This is a genomic window from Spirosoma koreense, assembly GCF_054777875.1.
In genome coordinates this window covers 261,653-283,831 of record NZ_BAAHAC010000022.1, presented here as the reverse complement: position 1 = coordinate 283,831, position 22,179 = coordinate 261,653, and the positions used below count along the sequence as shown (strand labels likewise).

At 55.1% G+C, this 22,179-nt stretch carries 20 protein-coding genes; 14 read left to right on the top strand and 6 right to left on the bottom strand.

Annotated elements, in window-relative coordinates:
• Positions 1-66: 66 nt before the first annotated feature.
• From tssD to ACYVC2_RS14670, 13 genes are all read left to right on the top strand, one after another.
• Positions 67-462: a type VI secretion system tube protein TssD gene (tssD, locus tag ACYVC2_RS14730; RefSeq protein WP_461103210.1), complete on the top strand. Its 396-nt coding sequence runs from the start codon at positions 67-69 to the stop codon at positions 460-462.
• Positions 463-564: 102 nt separating this feature from the next.
• Positions 565-2,346 (top strand): type VI secretion system Vgr family protein, encoded by a 1,782-nt coding sequence (locus ACYVC2_RS14725; RefSeq protein WP_461103209.1) that lies wholly within the window; start codon positions 565-567, stop codon positions 2,344-2,346.
• Between the two features lie 8 nt (positions 2,347-2,354).
• On the top strand, positions 2,355-3,287 hold the full coding sequence (locus ACYVC2_RS14720) for a PAAR domain-containing protein (RefSeq protein WP_461103208.1): 933 nt from the start codon (positions 2,355-2,357) through the stop codon (positions 3,285-3,287).
• Complete coding sequence (locus tag ACYVC2_RS14715) at positions 3,262-3,789, top strand: hypothetical protein (RefSeq protein ID WP_461103207.1); 528 nt, start codon at positions 3,262-3,264, stop codon at positions 3,787-3,789. The genes ACYVC2_RS14720 and ACYVC2_RS14715 overlap by 26 nt, the downstream gene beginning before the upstream one ends.
• 4 nt (positions 3,790-3,793) lie before the next feature.
• Positions 3,794-4,231 (top strand): GPW/gp25 family protein, encoded by a 438-nt coding sequence (locus ACYVC2_RS14710; RefSeq protein ID WP_461103206.1) that lies wholly within the window; start codon positions 3,794-3,796, stop codon positions 4,229-4,231.
• Positions 4,232-4,254: 23 nt separating this feature from the next.
• The gene (locus ACYVC2_RS14705; RefSeq protein WP_461103205.1) at positions 4,255-4,734 is read left to right on the top strand and encodes a hypothetical protein; all 480 of its coding nucleotides are present in this window, start codon (positions 4,255-4,257) and stop codon (positions 4,732-4,734) included.
• A 54-nt stretch (positions 4,735-4,788) separates the two neighbouring features.
• Positions 4,789-6,597, top strand: a complete 1,809-nt coding sequence (locus tag ACYVC2_RS14700) for a hypothetical protein (protein ID WP_461103204.1) — start codon at positions 4,789-4,791, stop codon at positions 6,595-6,597.
• A gap of 13 nt (positions 6,598-6,610) precedes the next feature.
• Complete coding sequence (locus ACYVC2_RS14695) at positions 6,611-7,540, top strand: type VI secretion system baseplate subunit TssG (RefSeq protein WP_461103203.1); 930 nt, start codon at positions 6,611-6,613, stop codon at positions 7,538-7,540.
• Positions 7,541-7,742: 202 nt separating this feature from the next.
• Positions 7,743-8,591 (top strand): TssN family type VI secretion system protein, encoded by an 849-nt coding sequence (locus ACYVC2_RS14690; protein ID WP_461103202.1) that lies wholly within the window; start codon positions 7,743-7,745, stop codon positions 8,589-8,591.
• A gap of 63 nt (positions 8,592-8,654) precedes the next feature.
• Positions 8,655-9,794 (top strand): hypothetical protein, encoded by a 1,140-nt coding sequence (locus tag ACYVC2_RS14685; protein WP_461103201.1) that lies wholly within the window; start codon positions 8,655-8,657, stop codon positions 9,792-9,794.
• Positions 9,795-9,859: 65 nt separating this feature from the next.
• The gene (locus tag ACYVC2_RS14680) at positions 9,860-10,360 is read left to right on the top strand and encodes a hypothetical protein (protein WP_461103200.1); all 501 of its coding nucleotides are present in this window, start codon (positions 9,860-9,862) and stop codon (positions 10,358-10,360) included.
• 23 nt (positions 10,361-10,383) lie between these two features.
• Positions 10,384-11,340: a hypothetical protein gene (locus tag ACYVC2_RS14675; protein WP_461103199.1), complete on the top strand. Its 957-nt coding sequence runs from the start codon at positions 10,384-10,386 to the stop codon at positions 11,338-11,340.
• A 92-nt stretch (positions 11,341-11,432) separates the two neighbouring features.
• On the top strand, positions 11,433-12,950 hold the full coding sequence (locus ACYVC2_RS14670) for a C1 family peptidase (protein ID WP_461103198.1): 1,518 nt from the start codon (positions 11,433-11,435) through the stop codon (positions 12,948-12,950).
• 75 nt (positions 12,951-13,025) lie between these two features.
• On the opposite strand, the gene ACYVC2_RS14665 is transcribed toward ACYVC2_RS14670, so the two are convergent.
• The 6 genes from ACYVC2_RS14665 to ACYVC2_RS14640 form a co-directional block, all read right to left on the bottom strand.
• The gene (locus ACYVC2_RS14665) at positions 13,026-13,694 is read right to left on the bottom strand and encodes a TetR/AcrR family transcriptional regulator (protein ID WP_461103197.1); all 669 of its coding nucleotides are present in this window, start codon (positions 13,692-13,694) and stop codon (positions 13,026-13,028) included.
• Between the two features lie 511 nt (positions 13,695-14,205).
• Positions 14,206-15,240, bottom strand: coding sequence for a dienelactone hydrolase family protein (locus tag ACYVC2_RS14660; protein ID WP_461103196.1), 1,035 nt, complete (start codon positions 15,238-15,240; stop codon positions 14,206-14,208).
• A 184-nt stretch (positions 15,241-15,424) separates the two neighbouring features.
• Positions 15,425-18,175, bottom strand: coding sequence for an outer membrane beta-barrel protein (locus ACYVC2_RS14655; RefSeq protein ID WP_461103195.1), 2,751 nt, complete (start codon positions 18,173-18,175; stop codon positions 15,425-15,427).
• A gap of 49 nt (positions 18,176-18,224) precedes the next feature.
• Positions 18,225-19,016 carry a GLPGLI family protein gene (locus tag ACYVC2_RS14650; protein WP_461103194.1) on the bottom strand — a complete coding sequence of 264 codons (792 nt, stop codon included), beginning with the start codon at positions 19,014-19,016 and terminating at the stop codon, positions 18,225-18,227.
• A 129-nt stretch (positions 19,017-19,145) separates the two neighbouring features.
• On the bottom strand, positions 19,146-19,466 hold the full coding sequence (sugE, locus tag ACYVC2_RS14645; RefSeq protein WP_461103193.1) for a quaternary ammonium compound efflux SMR transporter SugE: 321 nt from the start codon (positions 19,464-19,466) through the stop codon (positions 19,146-19,148).
• Between the two features lie 246 nt (positions 19,467-19,712).
• Positions 19,713-21,107, bottom strand: coding sequence for an FG-GAP repeat protein (locus ACYVC2_RS14640; RefSeq protein WP_461103192.1), 1,395 nt, complete (start codon positions 21,105-21,107; stop codon positions 19,713-19,715).
• Between the two features lie 223 nt (positions 21,108-21,330).
• On the opposite strand from ACYVC2_RS14640, the gene ACYVC2_RS14635 reads away from it, so the two are divergent.
• Positions 21,331-22,131 (top strand): SDR family oxidoreductase, encoded by an 801-nt coding sequence (locus ACYVC2_RS14635; protein ID WP_461103191.1) that lies wholly within the window; start codon positions 21,331-21,333, stop codon positions 22,129-22,131.
• Positions 22,132-22,179: the final 48 nt, after the last annotated feature.

Here is a 22,179-nt window from a genome sequence, read left to right as displayed (position 1 = left end):
GGTAGCGCGGACAGTCCAATCAACAACTTAGCTTATTTCCCAATCAACCAATAACCAATTACAATCATGGCTTTCAAAGCAACTATTGACCTCGACGGTACCGAATACCGACTGCTCCACTGCAGCTTTTCATTAGGCCAGAACACCGATTACACCACCGGCAAACCGACGTCTGATGTGATGGGAGGGCAAATAAATGCCGAGTTCGAGTCGACCAAAGACACCACTGCCTTCAAGATGATGATCGATCCGAACAAAAAATTCGGCGGCAATATCAAGTTCTTCAAGCAGGACGAAGACTCGCCGATGAAAGAACTGAAGTTTGAAGATGCCTTCCTGACGGGCTATTCGGAAAGCATGGACGCCCGCAACAACTCGCCCATGTCGACCAGCGTCGTGATTTCAGCCCGTAAGATGTCGATCGACGGGGCGACTCACGAGAATAAGTGGGCCGCGTATTGATCTTGTTCGTCCGTTAGCGGGCCGGGCTGGCCCGCTAACGGATAAGACGAGTCGAGTAGGTTCGTCCGTCTGGTTTATAAACCGTTTAAGCAGTCAGCATTCATGAGCAACCTATCCAGCGTCCAGGTCGAAATTGGCGGCAAACGTGTCGGAATTTTCTCACGGCTCAGCATCCAGCAGTGGATCGACCGGCACCACACGTTTGAGCTAAGCGTACCCATCGAGCAGGTTGAAGGAACGGGCGCAATGCGCATCAATAAGTCGAAAGAATTTATCAGCCAGGAGGTCCTGATTACGATCCGGTATCGCCAGGGCGGGGGCTCGCCGTTTGTGTTCCGTGGCTTCATTACCCAGTTGTATCTGTCGAAACAGGCCGCCAGTGGCAGTTCGGTGGTGATTCGTGGCTTTAGTGCGTCCATTCTGCTCGAACAAGGCACCCGCTATGCCGCCTTTTACCAGAAAGACCACGGGGCCATTGTCAACAAAGTGCTGAGTGAATACGATCAGGGATTGCTCAGACCCAGCGTCGGTCCGCGAAACAATCAGCCGGAAGATTACGTGGTCAAGTTCGACGAAAGCAGCTATAATTTTCTGCATCGGTTTGCGGCTGCCACAGGCAACTGGTTTTACTTCGACGGTGAAAAAACGGTTTTCGGCGACGTTCCCGGCGGATCGCCCATCGACCTGAAATTCGGCAACGACATTAGTGCCTTCGACATGCGGATGGACCTGCCCGGCGGGGAGTTCTTTGTCGAAGAATATAACTACATGAAGAGTCAGACGGTCAAAAGTCACTCGAAAGATGTGCGGGTGTCGGGCCTGGGCGAGTACGGTCAGTTTCTGATCGACAAAGCCGAAAACCTGTATCCCGAACGCACGTTCAGTTACGCACAGCTGCCCGTCTGGACCGATGGGGAAGCCAAACAGCAGGCAGGTTATGAGAAAAAAGCGTCGGTAGCCAATTCCGTTATTTTCAGCGGATCGAGCAGTAAGATTGGATTGAAAGTAGGCGCAGTCATCGACATAAAAGAAACGACAAGTCTGAATGCGCTTGTCCAACGCACGGAGAGCCTAGGGCAGTACCGAATTATTTCGATCAGCCACGAGGCCGACAATAGTGGTGGGTACTCGAACCAGTTCGAGGCTATTCCGGCCGGTGTGGAGTTTCGCACAAACCCGACTTTTTATCTACCTAAAGCGACTACGCAGCTGGCCAGAGTGACGCATGTGGATGATCCCGAACACCTGGGCCGTGTTCGGCTGAATTTTCTGTGGCAGAGTGCCCAGGGCGACAGCGAAAGTTCGACCTGGGTGCGATTGCTGCTGCCTTACACGGCTCATGACAACCAGGGCCATTACTTCGTCCCCGAAATCAATACGGTCGTGATGACCATCTTTGAGAACGACGATCCAGCCCGGCCGTTAGTGACGGGCGCTATACTCCGCAAGAATGAAGGAACGATGAATACGTATTATTCAGCGGATAACTATTACAAAGCGATCATTACCAAGGGCGGTAATCACATTGTCATCCGCGACGAGCCAGGAAAGGAAGAAATCAGCCTGCACGATAAAGACCGAAAAAACCACATTATCATGTCGCTGGACGGCAGCACGCACATCAATATAAAGAGCCAGGGGTCGATCAGCCTCAGCGCGGGCAGTATCAGCCTGGATGCCGACACCATCAGCATGAAAGCCCGAAAGGAATGGAAAGTAGAAGCTAAAAAAGGCGAAATCCAGGCCGATACCGAAATGAACGTCAAAGGCAATCAGATTACCGTGGATGCCGTCGCCAAAACGACCGCCAAAGCGGGTGGGCAGCTCTCGCTCGAAGGCGCGGCCGTGGTGGCTGTGAAAGGGGGGATGGTCATGATTAACTAACGAAACCGATGGGTCAGCCAGCCGCCCGTGTGGGCGATATGCACATGTGTCCGATGGTGACACCCGGCGTTCCCCCGATTCCGCACGTGGGAGGACCGATTTTACCACCGGGTCAGGTGACGGTACTGATTGGCGGTCAACCGGCCGCCGGGATGGGCGACATGTGCACATGTGTCGGTCCGCCGGATTCGATCACGAAAGGCTCGACCGGGGTGATGATCAACAAGAAACCAGCCGCCCGGATGGGTGATCCGACCGCACACGGCGGGTTGATCGCTCTCGGATTGCCAACGGTTCTGATCGGTGAAACGGAGGTGACCGACCCGAATATCCTGATGATGATCGTGTTTCTGGCCGCTTTGCTGGACAGCGGTCAGCTGACGATGCACGATCTGCAACTGATGGCGCAGTCGCCAACCCTGATGCGTAAGTTCAAGCAGATTCAGGCCGAAGGTGGCCGGATTACGGTCGACGACGAGCCTGGGGCCAGTACTAATAAACCAGATATTCGGGTCGGCCGTAAGGAAGCGGGTGGGTTGGCGATGATCCAGACCCTGGCGCACGAGTCCGGTCATGATACCTATACGCCCCCGGAAGTGCCCATGGCAGGCAGCACGGAGCAGCAATACGTTCAGGGCAATACCAAAGCAGCACTTGGCGACGAAGGCGAAGCTACTTTAACGAACATGGAAGTACGAGACGAAATAAAGTCCGGGTCGGGTGAAGACATCGGTGTGGCGGGTAATCCGGCCAACACGTCCCAGTACGAGCAGATTCAGCGGGATTACCAGGCCGACGGCGACCGCGACCGCGCCCGGGACCGCATTGGACAGATATACGGCAATGGCGAACGGACGAGTCTGGATAACAAACCTTATAATCAATATTATGGCGATGCTTATCAGAAAGAGTGGAATGATGCCCACCCGCCCACTCCCTAAGCTGGGTCTGATCAGCTTACTGAGTCTGCTTTCCTGTTCCGCGATCTCAACGCCAAACCGAATTTCCATGAACGATGCCTTATCCACCATCCTGACCATTGCCGACCAGTTGAGCGCGCTCCGTTCGCCCAATACGGCGGCTATCGAGCAGTTCACCCGCATGACGTTTAAAGAAGAGCTGTCCAACGCCTACTACCAGTTTTACGGGTCGACGCAAAGCCAACCCCCGTTTTCGGGTGGAGAGCTACGGATACCGCGGCCCGACAATCTGAATAAACCGACGATTCTGCTGATGAAATTACAGGAGGACCAGCGCGTAACGGCCCGGCAAATCCAGCAGCGGATGAACGCTTACCCAACCGCCGTACCGCCCAGCCCAACCGGCCCCGCCCATACGTACCAGCATGTGTATCGCTACCAGGGGGTTGAGTTGTCGTTCGAACTGTCGTCCGACAAGGACGAGCTGAAACAGGTTAAACTATCCGTCGTTCTACACAGCTAAACCGATGCCCAGCGCCTACTCCCTCCACGCCCCCATTTCGGCCCTGCTGCAAAAGCAGACGCAGCCGCGCGTTCCGACCGTCCCGGCAATCCGTGAGCACATCAACCTGCTGCTGGCTACCCGGCTGGACGAGTACCGCTACGACCCCGCCATGGGCTGTGGCATCTGGCAGGAAGATTACGCCAATATCACCAACCCGACGCAGTGGAAAAGTGATGCCGAACAGACCATTACAAACCTGATTCTGCAGTACGAGAAACGCCTGCAATACACCCGGGTCTACGTCGATATCGACGAACCGGCCGACCAGGACGCCGATGGGCGCACGATCCGGGTACGCCGACGCATCACGATCCGGGTAAGCGGCAACCTGCCCGAAACCGGCGAGACCCTGCCTGAGCAGACCTTCATTATGTATTTCAGTCCAGTAGCCAGTGAATAACCGTTGACCAAACCATAAAAACGATGAATCCAACGAATCTAGGAGTTGCCGGGTTTGCAGCCGCCCGCACCGGCACGCAGGTAAAGCGGGGCGAGTGCTGGGACCTGGCCGAAGAAGCCCTGAAAGCGGCCGGAGCCAGAACATCCAACGACATCATGGGGTCCCGCAATGTGACGGCCACGGCCGATTATCGCTGGGGTACGGCCATTCAGATCATGGACGTTGAGCCGGGCGACATCATTCAGTTTCGGAACTACATCGCGAAGGTAACGGGCGACGATGGCTCCTGGCAAACCGAGAAACGCCCCCACCATACGGCTATCGTTGCTGGAGTTTATCCGGTTATCGGGGCCAAGGTCGTACTCGTCTACGAGCAGAATGTCAACGGCAGCCGGGATGTCCAGCTGAACACGTTGTATCTGAGTTCCGGAACAGGACTCAACTGGGGCGAATCCGTCAGTATCACCGGGAAAGTGTGGGCCTATCGACCCATCAAAAAATAGGCGGATCGCTGAAAACTGCCCGACGAGACTAACCCTGTTAAACACCGCAAACCTATGCTTGAAACCCGCGACCAAATCAAAAGCCGGATGCTGCAGCAGGCCGCCCGGCTCTGGGGCTACCAGGAAGCCGCCATCGACACCACCGCCTTCGACCCGCTGGTCGATCTGCTGGTGGGTGCACTGGCGACCGAATCGGAGCGGGTGTACGGCGAAATTCAGGCTTCGCGCGGGCGGATTCTGGAGCGGCTGGTCGAGTTGCTGATGCCCGAAGTGGTGACGGCACCGCGTCCGGCGCATAGCGTGCTGGCGGTTCGCCCCATCGAGCTGCAGGGCGAAGTCATACGCACGGATGTGTTTACGACCCGGCACCCGCAAACGGCCCAGGAAATGACCCTCTCACCGGCGGGCCGGTTTTCACTGGTCAACGGGCGGGTGAGTTGTCTGGCCGCGGGATCTCAGCTCTGGCGCATCGATGAGTCGGGCAACACGATTCCGGTGGCACAGGCCTCGCTTCAGCGCCGACTGCCCGATTACACTCTCTGGATCGGGCTGGAACTGATGCCGGGCTTACCGCCGGACCTATCGCTCCGGTTTTTCTTCGACTGGAAAAACCTGCCGCTTCCCGTTTACGACTACGCCCAGCACCTGCCCCAGACCCGGTGGTGGCTGAACGATCAGCCGCTCTCGATCGAAGCGGGACTCGACAGCCCGGCTGAAGCGGGCCTGTCGGCTGCTTTACGGATGACTGAAGGCCATGTGGATCGCTATTACCGGTCGAACTTCCTGACCGTTCGCGGTCGGTTTCCGGCCCCCGCTCTGAATTCCAACGGCACGTTTCTTCCGTCGGCCCTGACGGATGCGTTCGATCCGGCGCTGTTACAGACACTACCGCTGCTGACCTGGATTCGCGTGGAATTCCCGACAGTTTTCGGAGCCGACATCATGGCCCGAACTGAATGCGTCCTCAACGCGTTTCCCGTACTGAATCGTCAGTTGGGCCGGGCTGTTTTTCGACTCACGGATGGCCTCAACGTCTTTCCGATCCAGACCGATCTGCCGCTCATTGAACTGGCCGACGTAACCGACAGCGAAGGCAACGAATACCCGGCCTATACCGAAGCCAGCGCCAGCGATCCGACGGCCCGTAGTTATGCGCTTCGACGGCAGGGCGTCGGTCGGTTCGATAGTCGGAATGCCGATGAGTCGGTTCGCCAGTTACTGGACTTGTTGCGGGACGAAAGCGCATCCTTTGCTGCGCTGGGCTACGATACGCTGCGGAGCAACATCGATGATATTCAGAAAAGTCTGTTACGAATCCGGCAAAGCGTACCGCCTTCCCCGCCGGGTGAGCCGGTGCCGTTCATCGTTCTGAACAACGGCCCGCAGCGCGGCAATTTATTCGTCAACTTCTGGTCGACGGCGGCCGAGCGCGGCAACCGGCTTCCCATCGGTGCCCGCGTCGATACCAACCAGCCGGCTTTCCGGCGTGAAGGGCTGACCTTACTCCGACCGTCGGTAGGAGGTGCGTCCCGGCTTAGCCCATCCGCCAGCTTACCGGCTTTCCGGCAGGCACTGCTGACGCGCGGCCGGGCACTGACCGTGGAAGACATCCGGGCGGTTTGCCGGGCAGCGGCTCCGGAGCTTGTCGAGCGCGTCGATGTGCAGAAGGGATGTATGGTGAGCGCCAATCCGCGCCAGGGGCTTGTCCGCACGCTCGACGTGCGGGTGAGTCTTCGGAATACGGCCCGGCTCAACCCCGAAGTTCAGCAGCAACTTACGCATGAGTTGACGATCACCCTTCAGGACCAGTGGACGGGCGTGTTGCCGTTGCGGGTGTTGTTGCTAAACCCCGGCCTTGCGTAAACCGAATGCGGCTATGAAATTCTTATACGACATACGCGCGGAAGTCTGGATTGCCGACCGGCAACAGCAGGCGGTTTTGCCGACGGACATTATCGTTCGGCCGCAGGGTACGTTCAGCCGGGCCTATAATCAGGATGTGCTGACGCTGGAAACATACGAAGCGGATGCTGCGCATCGGCTGACCCACGTACTTCAGCTCAGCCGCGAGGGGCTGTACGACACCTTACCCGAAACCCTGCATCATCCGCCCTCGCCCCCGCTTCGGCCGGGGCGCGATGAGGCCCGCGCCATGCTCGAACAAAGCCGGCGGCTCCGGCAGGAAGAAACTCAGGCCCGTACCTTCTGGCTACCCTTTGAGCAGGAATCGTTTCGGCAACGGGTTCAGATCGAAGCCCAGGAAGCGCTGGCCCTGACGCGAGCTTACGGAGCCATCTGGGATGAGCTGCACAGCTATCTCTGGGGTGAACTCCCGATTCCGTTATCGCCCCGTCAGCAAGCCTGTCTGCTATCGATCTGGACCAATGCGTACCGGATCGTAGGCGATTGGGAACAGACGACTTTCTACCTGGAAGAATTCCTGCAGGCACCGGTTCAGGTCGAGTACAACGCCTATCCCGTTTTGCCTAAAACGTCTGCCAGCGGAACGCCGGCAGTGGCCCTGGGTACGGGTCGGTTGGGGCAGGACTGGGTGCTGAACACAAATGCGGTTATCGATGATGGCGGCACGGTTCGTATCTCGGTCGGTCCGCTCTCGGGTGATCAGCTGATGGATTACTTACCGAACGGAGTCGGGCTGAACTACATCGGTTTGCTGGCAGATTATTTATTGCCCGCCGATGCCGACTGGCAACTGGCGGTTTTACCGAATGCAGCGGAAAATTTGTTCAGCCTGACGGATGGTGACACAGCCGGGCGGCTGGGCTTGACGACTATTTTAAATTGAAAGCAATGGATAAAACGCCAGTAATAAGGCCAATTCAGCGATTGAACATTGCCGGTATGACCCCTTCAGGGCCACATGTTTATAGTAAATCTAGTCTCTATAACTATATGACCCCGCAGGGGTCACACAACGCGATTATTGACTTGACATCTGCACTGGCACTTCTAAAAATAGATTCGACCAACCGACTACCAAAACTGATATGACGACTGACGTTATGCTCACCGTTGCGTTCTACCTCGTTATGGCGATCCTCTGCCTGGTTGGGCTGGTGGTTCGTCATTCGGCGGGCGCTGTCTTCACCAAAAAAATGATTACTTACGCGCTGGCTTCCCTCGCGGTGGCGGCTGCGCTGGGTGCGGCTTTTGCCCGGTCTTCATCGCTGGTCATGGTCTTTTACTGGATTGAAGGGCTGGCCCTGGTGCTGGGTATCGTTCATGTGCTGGCCATGCGCCGGTTGTTCGTTTTCGGGGATGAGGGCGGCTTCTGGTCCGAATTTTTTCTGACGGGTACGATCCTGTTTCTGATTGCGACTGGGTTTACGAGTCTGTTTCAGGGACTGCAATCGGCCGACCGGTTTTTGCCCGCGCTGGCGACGGGTCTGTTGCCGTTTCTGCTGCCGCTGCTGTTTCTGTATGCCTACAGCGCCTGGCTGGCCATACCACCCCGGGTGTATCGAAAGTGGTTCTACCCCGTCGATCACGCCGTACCGCTGATCGAACTGAACGACACCGTCCGGCTGAGCTTTCGCGTCACCAAAACCCCGGAAACCGCCGAAATGGCGACCTATACCGTCAAAGCCCCGGTCGACCGAACCCTGCACGACCTGTTTCATTACATGATCTACTCCCACAATTCGGAGGAAAATCCGGAAGAACCCATTCTGTATTATGAACAGAACCACGAAGGCAGTTTGCTGGGCTGGGTATTCTACAAAGAATCCATGGGCGGCTTATCGAAACAGTTTCTGGACCCTGGCCTGACGCTGAACCGCAGCGGTATCAAAGCCAACGATGTCATCATTGCCCGCAGCTTCATCAGTACCGAATAGACCGCTAACCCGTAGCCCGAAGCGCAGCACGTTTATACTCCATTATCGAAACTCACTCAGTCTATGCTCCCTGAACTTTCACACTGGCCGATCAACTGGGCCGATGGCATGAAAATAAACCGAACACATCTGCTCGGCAACGACAATGCGTTTCGCGATGCGATCCGGGATGTAGGCGGCATGGTACTCAATCCGCTAACCTACGGCCTGCTGCCGCCCGCGCCCGGCAAAGACAGCCCGCTGGCCCTTACCTGCGACGGCCACGAAATGATCCTGAGTGTATGCCGGGCCGTTACGCCCGGTGGGGCCCGCATCGAACTCGACGCGGCTCAGCCACCGCTGCGGCTGGCGCTAAGTGCCGCCCGCGACGAGTGGATGCGGCTGGGCCAATCGTCGGGCTATGCGGTGGTCGAAGTGAATCCGTTCGAGCCGCAGCCCTGGGGGCAACCCGATCCGGACGAGGTGCCGTTGCGGTATCCCTTCACGACGCCCGCCTATCGGTTGGGCGCCATTCCGAACTCAGCGCTGGCAAGTTCGCTGTCGGCGGCTTATCACTTACCAATCGGCCGGCTGACGCTGGCCAATGGTGTTTTTGCGCTGGCAACCGACTACCTGCCCCCCTGCCGCATGGTGGGTGTTTTTCCGCCCATGCAGCAGCAATACCTGACGATTGGCAGCCGGATGGGCGAGATTGCGGGCTTTGCCACGGCGATCATCGTTCGGGTGCGTACCAATGCCCGTTCGGGTCAGCCCAATCTGCTGGCTACCACCATCGGGTATCTGGCCGAAGCCACCATCCGGACCATCGCCGATAACCTCGACGCGTTTCAGTTACGAGGGCCTTATGAATCGCCCGTCTTCGTGGCAGAGTTTGGCATGCGGTTCGCCCGCGCCATGACGCTCATGATCCGCAGCACGCCCGACCGGGAGAAAGAGGCCATGTATAACTATTTCAAAAACTGGTGTGGCATCAGTCCGGTCCAGTTTGAGTCGGCCATGCAGGAGGTTCTGGATCAGGAGTATAACCACGCCGACTGCCAGCCGGTCCTGGCTTCTGTTGTCAGTCTGTGCGACGTTGTCATTGCGCTCTACGGCAAGCTGAGCCAGCTGAACTACGTCGAGAAAGACAAAGATGAATTTTTTGTCGATCGCCAGGATACGACTCCGAAGAGCGGAGGAAAAAGCAGTTTCTGGGGCCGGTAGCCGGTTTACCAGCGGCTATAGATGCCCAACGAATCCAATTTCCGACGTTTTGTACCGATACCATCATGAACGCATCTCTGATTAAATTTTTACTCCTGACGGTTGTTTTGGCGGCTGGGCTTGGCGGGCTGATTTATGCCCTGATCGGCAAAGGTCCTACTGCCGATAAAGGTCTGTCGGTTCAGCAGGAAGAACAATTTCTGGGCGATGTTCACCAGGCCGACAGCTTACACATCAAACTAAAGAAAACAGACCCCAACGAACAGGCCAGCGACTTTTCCAGCCTGCGCTTTCAGCAGGAAGCCGCCATTGGCCGAATGGAAACGGGCTACAAAGCCGACACGGTCTTTCGGTCGCTTTCGCAGATAACGGCCCGCAACTATAGCAAGCTGCTCGGCACGGTGGCGCTTCAGGCTACCGATCGGCAAACGCAGGCGGAAACCAAAGACCAGTTGACGGATCAGGTGGCTACGCTGAAAACCGACATCCAAAGTCTGGAAACCCAGTTGATGCTGAAACAATCGAGTCTGGAAAGTATGCGTGCCCTCAAGGCTGCTCAACCGTAAATACCAGGGATATACCGCTCTCTATGAAACCTCTGAACTACACCGAACGAAATAGACGATGGAGCCAGTTTCTGGGCCTGTATGCGGCTTTGCTGCTGGCCGTTGCCTTGTGCTGGTGGCTGTCGTTGTCGCTCATTCCAAAACTAACCACTGTCCAGCAGAACCAGACGATGCAGGAAATGATCGCTTACCGAAAGCAGCTCGCCGGAACGGACAAGATGCTGGCCGATGTGGAAAAAGGAACGGCCCTGACCGAAAACTGGAGCCGAAATTTTTACGCCAATACCAGCGCGCTGGACCAGCAGTTTCCAAAGCCGCTGTTCAGAGCGACGACCAATAGCTATCGACAGCTGGCAGGCGAATATGAAAACGCCCGTCGGGCCGGTGATGAGTCGATTCAGTTGTTGAATTCGCAGAAGATCCAGTTGGAGGCCCGAAAAGCGAGCCTGCTGGCTGCTCTGAGTGAGGCCGGTAAAGAGCTGACGAAGGTCGCTTCGGCGCCGAAGGCCGGCCCTCCTCCCCCACCCGCGGCTCCGGCCGGACCGGTTATCAACCAGGGAATTTATGGTCCTTTTAAGCCGCTGCTGATTTCGGGAACCGGCGAATTCGGTAAAAATCAGCCCGAGATCAACGCGTCCGTGCAGTTTATGATTATCCGCGGACAGCAGGTATCGCTGGCGGTTTATTTCGAAACGGGCGGAGACGAAGCCGGAACCCTGGCGAAAGTGACGGAGCGGAAGGAAATCTATACGGCCCCGCCCGGCTTTAAGATCGTGAAGCTGTCGGTACCGGAGCGAACGCCATGGCGAATTCATTACGTCGATAAGTCGACCACGCCCGACACCTTTAAAAGCGACGACGGGCTGATGACCATGACCATCAATGGGAACACGGCCGGCCTCGATGTTGGGGCAACTGGGGGCAGCTCACTGTCCGTTCGGCTGAACAAACCGATCAGGGTCGAACTGGAAAAAGAGTAAAACACTGGCTTGATCCGGACGGCCACATCCGGATAGATCAGATTATCATGGTTCCGGGCGTGGCCATCCGGGTCCTTTTCTTTATCATCGCTATGCAATCAATTCCCTCTTCCATACACTTCGGCTTTGCGTTCTTACTTATAGCGGGCGCACCGATGCTTACCAGTCAGGCGCAGGACAAGCCCGCGCGCAAATACGCCGGGGGCCTTAAGCTGAACCGCACCCGTTCGCTGACGGTCATGACCAAAGCACCCCTGGCCAACCAGAGTTTTGCGAACCTGCCCGCTCAGGTGTCTTACGAACAGTATTGCCCCACGGTTGGCGATCAGGGGAAGCAGGAAACCTCGGTCGCGTTTGCAACGGCCTACTACCTCCGGACCATTATGGCGAGTAAAGAGCAGAACATTACTCAGAAACCTAAAATCGATGAGGTTCGGTTTTCTCCCACGTTTGTGTACAACAAAATCCGTGATCCGAAGGACGTCAACTGCCAGGGTGGCGGCACCATCGAGGAAGCGCTGGACGTGCTGAAAACCGACGGTGCCCCGTCACTGAAAAAACTAGGCTATCCACTTTGTAATCAGGCCATTCCGCAGGATATCTCCAAAGAAGCTTCGCAGTACCGCATCGGCGATTACCAGCAGTTGCTGACCGATCAGACGCCCCCCGATCTGAAGATACTGATCATCAAAAAAGCACTTGCCGACGGCTACCCGGTGGTGGCTGGCATCGGCGCGCCCTTGTCTTTCGAAGAGGCCCGCGCGGTGTGGGAACCGGCCCCGAATGAAAAAGTCGATGATGCGCTCTACAACCAGGCTATCTGCGTGCTGGGTTACGACGACAAAAAATACGGCGGAGCTTTTCGGATTGTCAACAGTTGGGCTTCCAAATGGGGGGAGAAAGGGTTCTGCTGGATTCCGTACACCTATTTCAGCAAGTTCGTTCTTAACGCCTTTCAGGTCTACGATGGCGCTACGGGCGATCGTCCGACGACCGCAGCCACGTCCAGCCAACGCCCCGCCAGCCCCCGTCCTGCCGACGACACCCGCCACGGATCGGCGGAGTTGAAGCTCAACGACGGCACGGCAATGGGCATAAGCCGGCAACTGACACGCGGCCTCAAAGTGGAAGCCGACCAGGAAGCGCCCACGGCTATTCGACCGTACCGGACGGCCGGTGCGTATACGTCGGGAACGCGGTTTAAGTTTTACCTGAACGTTTCGGAGAATGCGTACATTTACGCCCTGACCATGACCAAACGGGGTGATTTTGAGACTCTTTTCCCGTTCGATGAACTGACCAGTCCACTGCTAGGACCGAATACGACGATCGTTTATCCGGGCGAAAACAGTTCGATCGTGATGGACGATCATAAAGGAAAAGATTACCTGCTGATTCTGTTTTCGAAACGACCACTGAACCTACCGGGGCTCATCAAAAATCTGGATCGGAAGAAAGGAGCCCTGGATAAGCGCGTGGTCGAAGTGCTTGGCGACCAGCTCGTTAAACAGGATCAGATTCGGTATAAAGACGACGAGATCGCCTTTGACGTAAAATCCGCAACACCGGGCAACGTCGTGCCCGTACTGATTGAGCTACAGCACAAATAAATTAGCTGAACACGGTATAGTAGACAACCAGTTTTCCAGAACGCCCCCTTTTACGGAGAACTGATTGTCCGTTATTTACCACATCTCTACAGCAACACTAGCCGATTTGGTCGCTACTTTGGTCGTTGGCGACTCGATAGCCATGCGATTCAAGGCTTTATAAATCATTTTGACCGCTTCCTCGATCCGTTGCCAGCCTTCTTCGCTGCGCAGGTCAATTCCAATTACCGGTCGGTCGAGCTGAGCCTGAATGGTCAGGTACGATAAAGCCCCCAGAATGACGGCCGAGGTAGCCTGATAGTCTGCTTTTTTGATAAACGCCAGTTGCTCGACCAGATTCGTCAGTTCGGTATCCTGAACCCGGCTGATGGATTCGGCCAGCGAGTCCTGTTCTTTTACCGTAGCCTTGAGTATTTCACGAGCTGCCCGCGACGAGCGGAACTGACGAAAAAGCTGAAGCGCCTGACCCGACCAGATGTTGGCCAGATCGGTCGGTTGTGTCGGACGAATCTGCTCCAGCCAGGAGTTCGAATAGTGAGGAATCAGCCGGCCCATGCCTACATAATACTCCAGCAGGCCTTCGATTCCACCGAAATAGCGATAGATAAGCACTTTGCTAACCCCGGCTCGTTCGGCAATTACATTAATTCCTACGCCATCTAGCCCACGCTCGGTTAATAGTTCTTCCAGAGCATTGATGATACGCTCAGTTGTGGCCGCCCGGTTTCGTTTACCTTTTTCCATGAATGGTTTTTAGAATATTGTTATTATTACTGAGTTAGACTATTTAATTATTATGAAGTCACTTTAAGAACTAACAATTTTTAAATAATCCTCCTCTACATAACAATTTAAACAGAATCCGCCATTTATGGTAATAATTTGTTACTTATCGTAACAACCTTTTATCTAACGGATCCATATTTCACTATGTAATAACTTTTAGTGTAGTAATATCTGATTATTTTAATCCTATAAGGTTTCGTTCAAGCCGGTCTACAGCTAACAGTGTTTTTCTAAATCAGGTTTGTTTCGCCGGTCTGATTGAAGGGATATATTCATCAAGAGGCCCCCGTGTGCTATTCGCTCATCAGAGTTGTTGCAGCTAGCTCCGTTGCGTCTATAGGTTATAGTGGACCAGACACAAGCCGAAAATCATTGTCCAGTGCTAACAGATGACTCCAGCGGGGTCATATAAATAGTACGAATTGGGGGCCTCACAACTTCCCAATGGATTAGGAACGCAAAAGCGATCTTACAGCCACTTTTTATAAAAAGCCAGGATATCGGTTCGCATGGCTTCGGTTTCCTGATGACCTACGTCGTAGATCCGGAGCTGCCAGGCATCGGGAGCGCCGTCCTGCCGATAAACGGTCTGAAGCGCCCCATCAATTTTAGCCAGACCTGGTAAGGGCGTCAGCGGATCAAATCGTCCTGCCAACCCAAAATGAGGCCGGGGCGAAATGAGCGCGTTGATGTCGGCGGTGGTAAAATGCGTCAATAAATCAGGAACGTAGTAGTAAATGCCGTGCAGACCCAGTCCTTTCGCATCGATAAGAGCCTGATAATCTGTCAGACAGCATAAATCGACGCACACACGGACGCGCTCGTCCAGTGCCGCCAGCCACCAGGCCATGGTGCTGCCCATCGACATTCCCATGGTAGCGATCCGGCGCGTATCGACCTCGGGTCGGGTTTGCAGATAATCCAGGGCCCGCAGGTTGTCGTATACCATCATTCCCCATAGCACCTGACCGTGCCACAGCATTTCTTTGAACGTATCGAGTTCTGATTTCGTCCGGCGTTCACCGAAGCACCAGCTGTCGATACACAAACCCGCGTAGCCAGCCCGCGCCAGTGCCAGTGCATACGGTGGTTGCTGCATTTCGGGCCGCCCACGCACAAACTCTTCCTTGCCGACGTCGTACTGACCGAAATGGGAGTGATTGAAGAGCACAACGGGAAGCTTACTGGTCTGAGTTTTTGGCCGGGTAAAATACGCCGGTACGCGCTCCAGGCCGTTGAGATCCAGCAACAGCTTTTCGATGATCAGTTCATCCGTTTCCTGTCTGGAAATCAGCTCTGCCCGAATCGGCCGGTTGCGGTCGGGCAATCGTCCAAGCAGGCCATACAGCTCTTTCCGACGCGCTTGTTTACTGTCGGCTAAAGGCTGCCGGGGAGTATTGTGGGTCATACGGTCGACAACAATGGGCTGGTGGTTTAGCGAAACGGGACGATACAGACCCAACATCAGAGCGGGTACGATTAATAAACCCAATTTATGAATCATCCGGCGATTCGATTAGACGTGAATTTCAGCGCTTCCCCCTCAAAAGCCGGCACGATACAGGAATATACTAGTATTCGAATCAGGGTAATAAGCGTGCCACGGTTTGGAACTGAGGCACGCTTACTACCCTGATTCGAATACACTGCCCGCTGACAACTCACCACCAATGACTAACCCCTACCTCTCATACCCCAAACCTGCGAAGATTATACACCAGACTGACCAGAACATAACGGGTCAGGACCCGGCTCTGAACATCCTCCACGTAAGCGTCGGTCGTGTTGCGAACCAGGCTCCGGTTCTGGTTCAACAGGTCGAATGCCTGAACGCGAATTTCACCCTGCCTGGTCTTCAGAAACTGCCAGGCCACGGATGCATTCCAGAGGGCGAATCGCTGATTATACCCCGCCGACCGACCCGTAGTGGCTGTGTAGGTAACATCGGTTGTCAACACCAGATTGAACGGAAGCTGCCAGTGAACGTCGGCCGTCCCATACTGCGCCCAGAAAGCGGTATTTTGTCGCGGTAGCAGCGAATACGTAACGGTCTGGTAACTAAGCGTACCGCTCACGCCATAATCGAGTTTCCCGTCATAAGTCGACTGAAACCGCACGGTTTGTCCAAGTGTCAGGGTATTCGTCCGGTTCGTCTGCCCATTAATCAAACTGACCGTACGACTCAGGCTGGCATTCGTCGTCAGGTTAAGGCTCAGCTTTGTCGGCTGAAGGGTTCGTCCCAGCGAAAGAAAGCCATTGGTAGCCCAATACCCGCCGGTATTCACGGGTTGCGTGGTTTGCGCTCCGGCTTCGTCGATGGTCGTAGCCGTACTGATTCGGTTATCGCTCTGATTCAGGCTGGCAAACAGAGATAAACTTTTCGCTCCCATTCCGCTTGTGCCATTGTAAGTGAGCGTTACAGTATGGTCATATTCGGGCCGGAGCGCTGGATTACCAAGCCGGATGCTGAGTGGATTGGTATTGTCGGCAACGGGCTGCAACTGCGCGACCGAGGGGGCATTCAGCCGGGTTCGGTATTGCAGCCGAAGACTGCGGTTGCGCGCAAACGTAAAACTGAGCAACGCATTGGGCAGTACGTTCAGGTACCGGCGGCTCAGGCTCGTATCGACGGAACGATTCTCGGCCTGTAAGTGGGACTGCTGCACATCCAGTCCCAGCGCATAGGTGTAGCGCAATCGCCGGGTTTGCAGGGTAGTCCCGACCCGATGCGTCATAAACAGACTCCCGAAGTGGTTGCTCAGCATCGCATTCGGACGCGTGTACAATCCGCTCGTTTCATCGGCATCCGCCACGGCGCGGTCGGCCCGGTTACGGCTGTTCAGATAAGCGTACCGCAACTCCAGCTTCTGGTTCAGCGACAACGGTTCGGTATACGACAGCGTCAGCGTCTGCTGTAGGGCGTAACTCGCCTGATCGTTTTGCTGATTCAGGTGCATCGTCTGATACGGACTGATTCCGATGGAGTCGTACCGGGTGTTGGCCGACTGATTGATACCGGTAGTACGCCCATCGGCCAGCACGGTATTCAGATTGACCGAAAGCAGACGTCCCTCCCGACGGAATTTACGCATCAGCAATAGGTTGTTATAGCCATTGATGCCGTCGCCCGTTGAGCCGTAGCGGGTGTCGCCCGTGTTGAGCGACGGGCCAGCGGGTATATACGACCGGCTGTTGAGCTGACTTTCGTAGCCTGTCGTTTGCCAGGCAATGTTGGGCGTCAGCCGCAGGCTGGTCAGCGAATCCAGTTGCCAGTCGAGTCGACCGGTAAACCGATGAGTTGTTTGCCGATTCTGCGAGTAATTGGTCTGATCCGTGAGAAACGCCTGCCCCGGCAGGATGTTTTCCCGGCGAATCTGCTGGTCGGTGGTGGTAATGGCCTGATTCAGGAAATAGCTGGTGGCCACTTCGGCCTGCTTGCCCCACTTGTCCCGAAAATTTGCTCCCCCGGCTCTTATCTCGACGATATTGGTGGGCTGCTGATTACCGGGGATACCGGCCGTCCCCGCGCCACCCACGAAAACTGGCCCGCCGTTTTGCCCCGGAGCCGTTCCATCGGCCAGAGAAAAATTCTGCTGGTTCAGGTTATTGGCCTGCCCGATGAGGGACAGTTGCCGACCGTTGTTGAATCGATTCAGGTTTAGCCGCCCCTGGTAGCGGTGATCCGTCCCGGCACCCACCGCATTCTGCCCAAAATAGCCCCGGCGCTTATCCCGCTTAATGGTCAGGTTGATAGTTCGTTCGCGGTTGCCGTCGTCGATACCCGAAAACTGCGACTGGTCGGACGCCTGGTCGTACAGCTGAACCTTATCGACAATGTCGGCGGGCAGGTTGCGGGTGGCCATTTTCGGGTCATTGCCGAAGAACGGTTTGCCATCCACCAGGACCCGGCTGACAGCCTGACCCTGCGCCCGGATGGTACCATCGCGGGCCACTTCTACACCGGGCAGTTTGCGTAACAGCTCTTCTACCTGCGCATTGGGCTGGGTCTTGAACGAGCCGGCATTGAACTCCACCGTATCCTGCTTTACCGTAACGGGTGCCTGCTCCTGCCTGACGACCACTTCGTTCAGTGTATTGGCCTGCTCATTCAGGCGGATCGTTCCGACGTCGGCCGTTGCCGCCTGGTCGATGGTAACCTCCAACGAGCCATTCCGGTAGCCCAGAAATGTAACCAGGAGCCGATAGCGGCCGGCACGTACATGTCGCAACAGAAATCGTCCGTCGCCGTCGGTGATGGTTGCGTCGATATAGGCCGAATCCCGGTCCGTCAACAACGATACTGACGCCATTCGTAGCGGTTTGCCACTCACCGAATCGAGAACGACTCCGGCAATCGTGGCCGTAGCGGGCACTTTCTGGGCCAGTGAGACAAAACAGGTGACCAGCACCAGGCCGATCCAACAAAGCAGGCGTTTCATGTTTGGTTTGGAAGGAGTGGCGGGACGGGCCGGTCTGATTTACACACGCTCAGTTTCGCTCGCCCATCATCAGTTGTTGCTGGAAATCAGCGATAGCTTTCTGCCGCAGATCGGCCAGTTGCTCGACGCTCACGGTCTGGGCGGTGGTTGCCGGTTTCACGTCACCCGGATCGATAGCCGATGGGCTGACTTTCGTGGCCCGAAACTGCTCCCGGCTACTTTCTACCAGCAGTACCACCCCGGTTTCGGGCGTCAGTTCGCGAATGGGTGAGTACGTAATGGGGAGTTCCGTCGTGAACCAGACCGTGTAGGTTTCTTTTCGGAAGGGAACCGTCGCTTTGCGGCAGGTATAGCCCGCAATTTTTCTGGTCTGATCGGTCAGTTGCCAGCCGCTCGCCCGTTGAATGGGTTTTTCGGCCTGATAGGTTTTGGCGTCCTTGTCTTTCCCAACCGTCAGCAGCGTAATGGTTTTCTGATTGGCCAGATCCACAAATACCTGTTCCTCAAACGGTCGGCCCATATTGGTATTCCGGGGCACTCCGCCCCCGCCCGGCCCTTGAACCGTCATTCGCACGACCGCGTTCTGTTCATCACGGTTTTCCCTGGCGTATTTATCGGCATACACGACCTTCTGCCCAAAGGTGCGGGTGTCGGGAATATCGGTCGGAAAATTCGGGTCGCCGGGTTTGACCGGCTCGCCGTTGATCACGATATGCATAGCGGACGGGTCCACTTTACGGGCTACTTCGTAGGTAATCTGCCCGGACGCCTGCGCCAGCGCGGGCCGGGACGCTGCCAGGAGCAGTGCGCTCAGAAAAGCAGCCATGATGGAGGTGTTCATAAACAATCGCCTGGTTTGGTTTGACGCATCAAAGGTCAGGCGATGGTTTGTAACCCACTGCTATCTAGTGTTAAACAGTGTTAATGGTCATAAGCCGATAGTGAAAGCGTTGCTATTGGGTAATGATCGTCAATGGTCTGAAGAGAACTTCATTAGCAAAAGACCGGCAACAATCAACAGCGCTGCCAGTAAACGAGTGGGGCTAACGGATTCGCCAAGCACGAAAATTCCGACCAGAAATGCGCCGATAGCGCCAATACCGGTCCAGATGGTATAGGCCGTGCCCAGCGGCAACGTGCGCATAGCCAATGCCAGCAGGCCCAGACTGGCGATCATTGCAACGACAGTGATTAGAGAAGGAATCAGCCGGGTAAAACTTTCCGACTGTTTCATGGCGTAGGACCAGACAACTTCCAGCAGACCCGCGAGAACTAAATAAATCCAGGACACGACGTATAGGTTTTAAAAGCCGGGTCGTCCCGAATCGATTTCTCACTATGAGGGAGGTCGTCCTCCAGGTGTATGTTGATCTCTTCGGAAGCCGATCAACGATGTGGCAAAAATAACATCGTGCCGCGAAATTAGTAATCCCCGTGGCTAACTGAAGCCACGGGGATTTGATAAGAAGTGCAAGTAGGCCATTGCCTCAGAAAAGAGTCGTGGGGACAAGTGCTGGTAAAATCCTGGCAATTACACTCAGTTGACCGTACCAAACCCAACCTTACCCCGAAAGCTTTGAAAGCCAGGCCCACCGATGATAAAAGTCCCATTGGATAACCCGACCGCTGAACCATTCAGTGTATTGACTGGACTGTTGTCGGTTACGCGCTGTTGCTGTGTCCAGGTATTGCCACTACGCATAAATATATAGGCAGCTCCCTGTCCAGAGTTATTACCAATGGTCTTGTTGTTGGCTCCCACGATAACATAATCCCCCGCTATGGCGACATTAGTACCAAAACCGTCATTGGCTGCCCCATCACTGGCCGTGAGCCGTTGCTGCAGCAGCCAGCTAGTACCAACGTTCATAAACACGTAAGCGGCTCCTTGGTATAAGTTACCACCAATAGTTTTAGTCTTGGTTCCTACGATGGCGTAATCGCCTGATATAGCCAGGCTAATGCCAAAGTTATCATAACTGGCTCCATCGTTAGGCATAAGTCGTTGCGGCTGACTCCAGGTATCACCATTGCGCACAAACAGGTAAGCTGCTCCTTGAGTAGCATTTTTGTTGTAAGCACCCACGATAGCATAATCTCCTCCTAGAGCTACGTTACTGCCAAAGAAATCACTACTGGCTCCATCGCTGGCCGTGAGCCGTTGTTGCTGCGTCCAGGTGCTGCCACCGCGAACAAATACATAAGCTGTTCCCTGCGAAGTGTTACCACCAATAGTTTTGAAATTGGCACCCACGATTATGTAATCCCCTGATATAGCTACACTAGTGCCGAAGTTATCACCGCTTGTCCCGTCATTGGCTGTGAGTCGCTGTTGCTGTATCCAGGTGTTACCATTGCGCACAAACACATAGGCGGCCTCCTTCGCTCCCACGATTATATAATCCCCTGACACAGCTACGCTACTTCCGAAGTGGGTATTAGCTACCCCATCACTGGCCGTGAGTCGTTGCATTTGACTCCAGGTATTGCCACTACGAACAAATACGTAAGCTGCGCCCTGATTGGCATTACTTCCAATGGTTTTGTTATAAGCTCCTACAACAGCATAGTCGCCCGCTATCGTTACTTTAATGCCGAAGTTATCTCCAGCTGCTCCATCGTCGGCGGTGCGGGTAACCGGGGAGGCCTGGCTGAGATCGGTGGTGAGCAGCGGCAACCAGTTCTGGCCGTCGAAGAGGAGTAAGGCCCCTTTGTCGAGGTCATACACAAGGGCACCTACCTGCGGGCTGGCGATGGCCTGTCGCTGGGCGCTGGTGAGCCGGGGTGGATAAAAGGCTTTGTCGTTGGCGGGCGATTTCAGGTCCAGCACCGCCGAGGGGTGCGGTTGGCCACCAATACCAACCTGGGCAAACAAAGTGCGCTGACTTAGCAGCAGCGTTACGGATAAGAAGAGGTAAAAAGTACGGATCATCTTAGTGGATTAATTAACGCTCTAAGATATGTTCAGAAACGTCAAACTGGGTGTAGTGACGCGATTTTGTTAGACCGTCCGCGCTACGATTATGGCTGTCAATTACCCTTCCACCCGATAAATTCAGGTCGTTTACCATTTCGACTACAAGATTCTCCAGTTTCACTACGCGCGACAACCGTTGGTCCGTGAGCTTTGCGTCTCGGAAAACAAAGGAAAAGAAATGACAAAGACCATTTTTATTACGGGTGCTTCGACAGGAATCGGGAAGGCAACAGCGAAACTATTTGCGACCAAAGGCTGGCGGGTAATCGCTACCATGCGCAGGCCGGAAGCCGAAACAGAGTTAAATCTGATGGATAATGTAACCCTGCTGCCACTGGATGTAACGGATAGAAACCAGATTAAAGAAACCACCCGAAAAGCACTGGCGCTGGGCGACATAGACATCGTGTTTAACAATGCCGGCTATGCGCTACTGGGCGCCCTGGAAGCCATCACCGACGAGCAACTGGTCGATCAGATGGAAACCAATTTCCTGGGTGTCGTGCGGGTCACACAGGCGTTTATCCCTTATTTCCGGGAGAAAAAAGCCGGTCTTTTTATTACCACAGGTTCGTCGGCGGGGCTGATGGGCTTCCCCGTCAGTTCGATGTACGATGCCAGCAAGTGGGCGCTGGAAGGCTGGAGCGAAAGCCTTTCGTTTGAACTGGCCGAATTCGGTATCGGTATCAAAACCATAGAGCCCGGTCTGGTGGCTACCGAAATTGGGGCTAAGTCCGTCATCGCTTCGCATCCGGCTTACGAACCGTTGCTGGGCAGGTTTATGGCGGCCATCGGCCCTGATAAAATCGTTACTACGTCCGACCAGATCGCCGAAGTAGTTTACGAAGCCGCGACAGATGGCAAAAATACCTTACGGTACGTGTGTGGTGACGATGCCAAAGCCCTATATGCTCAGCGCCTGGCGGTAGGCGACGAGGCTTTCCGGGAAGGCCTCAAACAATTGCTGATCGCAGCGTAACCCGAACATCAGGACTTATTTTGCCGGTACAATCTGGTAACTTTTTGT

Excerpts from the sequence above, each read along its gene's own strand:
- ACYVC2_RS14640 (WP_461103192.1), bottom strand. The coding sequence starts at position 21,107 with ATGATCCGTACTTTTTACCTCTTCTTATCCGTAACGCTGCTGCTAAGT.
- ACYVC2_RS14700 (WP_461103204.1), top strand. The coding sequence starts at position 4,789 with ATGCTTGAAACCCGCGACCAAATCAAAAGCCGGATGCTGCAGCAGGCC.
- ACYVC2_RS14695 (WP_461103203.1), top strand. The coding sequence starts at position 6,611 with ATGAAATTCTTATACGACATACGCGCGGAAGTCTGGATTGCCGACCGG.
- ACYVC2_RS14690 (WP_461103202.1), top strand. The coding sequence starts at position 7,743 with ATGACGACTGACGTTATGCTCACCGTTGCGTTCTACCTCGTTATGGCG.
- ACYVC2_RS14635 (WP_461103191.1), top strand. The coding sequence starts at position 21,331 with ATGACAAAGACCATTTTTATTACGGGTGCTTCGACAGGAATCGGGAAG.
- ACYVC2_RS14720 (WP_461103208.1), top strand. The coding sequence starts at position 2,355 with ATGGGTCAGCCAGCCGCCCGTGTGGGCGATATGCACATGTGTCCGATG.
- ACYVC2_RS14660 (WP_461103196.1), bottom strand. The coding sequence starts at position 15,240 with ATGATTCATAAATTGGGTTTATTAATCGTACCCGCTCTGATGTTGGGT.
- ACYVC2_RS14655 (WP_461103195.1), bottom strand. The coding sequence starts at position 18,175 with ATGAAACGCCTGCTTTGTTGGATCGGCCTGGTGCTGGTCACCTGTTTT.
- ACYVC2_RS14675 (WP_461103199.1), top strand. The coding sequence starts at position 10,384 with ATGAAACCTCTGAACTACACCGAACGAAATAGACGATGGAGCCAGTTT.
- ACYVC2_RS14685 (WP_461103201.1), top strand. The coding sequence starts at position 8,655 with ATGCTCCCTGAACTTTCACACTGGCCGATCAACTGGGCCGATGGCATG.
- ACYVC2_RS14680 (WP_461103200.1), top strand. The coding sequence starts at position 9,860 with ATGAACGCATCTCTGATTAAATTTTTACTCCTGACGGTTGTTTTGGCG.
- ACYVC2_RS14705 (WP_461103205.1), top strand. The coding sequence starts at position 4,255 with ATGAATCCAACGAATCTAGGAGTTGCCGGGTTTGCAGCCGCCCGCACC.
- ACYVC2_RS14650 (WP_461103194.1), bottom strand. The coding sequence starts at position 19,016 with ATGAACACCTCCATCATGGCTGCTTTTCTGAGCGCACTGCTCCTGGCA.
- ACYVC2_RS14665 (WP_461103197.1), bottom strand. The coding sequence starts at position 13,694 with ATGGAAAAAGGTAAACGAAACCGGGCGGCCACAACTGAGCGTATCATC.
- tssD (WP_461103210.1), top strand. The coding sequence starts at position 67 with ATGGCTTTCAAAGCAACTATTGACCTCGACGGTACCGAATACCGACTG.
- ACYVC2_RS14725 (WP_461103209.1), top strand. The coding sequence starts at position 565 with ATGAGCAACCTATCCAGCGTCCAGGTCGAAATTGGCGGCAAACGTGTC.
- ACYVC2_RS14715 (WP_461103207.1), top strand. The coding sequence starts at position 3,262 with ATGATGCCCACCCGCCCACTCCCTAAGCTGGGTCTGATCAGCTTACTG.
- ACYVC2_RS14670 (WP_461103198.1), top strand. The coding sequence starts at position 11,433 with ATGCAATCAATTCCCTCTTCCATACACTTCGGCTTTGCGTTCTTACTT.
- ACYVC2_RS14710 (WP_461103206.1), top strand. The coding sequence starts at position 3,794 with ATGCCCAGCGCCTACTCCCTCCACGCCCCCATTTCGGCCCTGCTGCAA.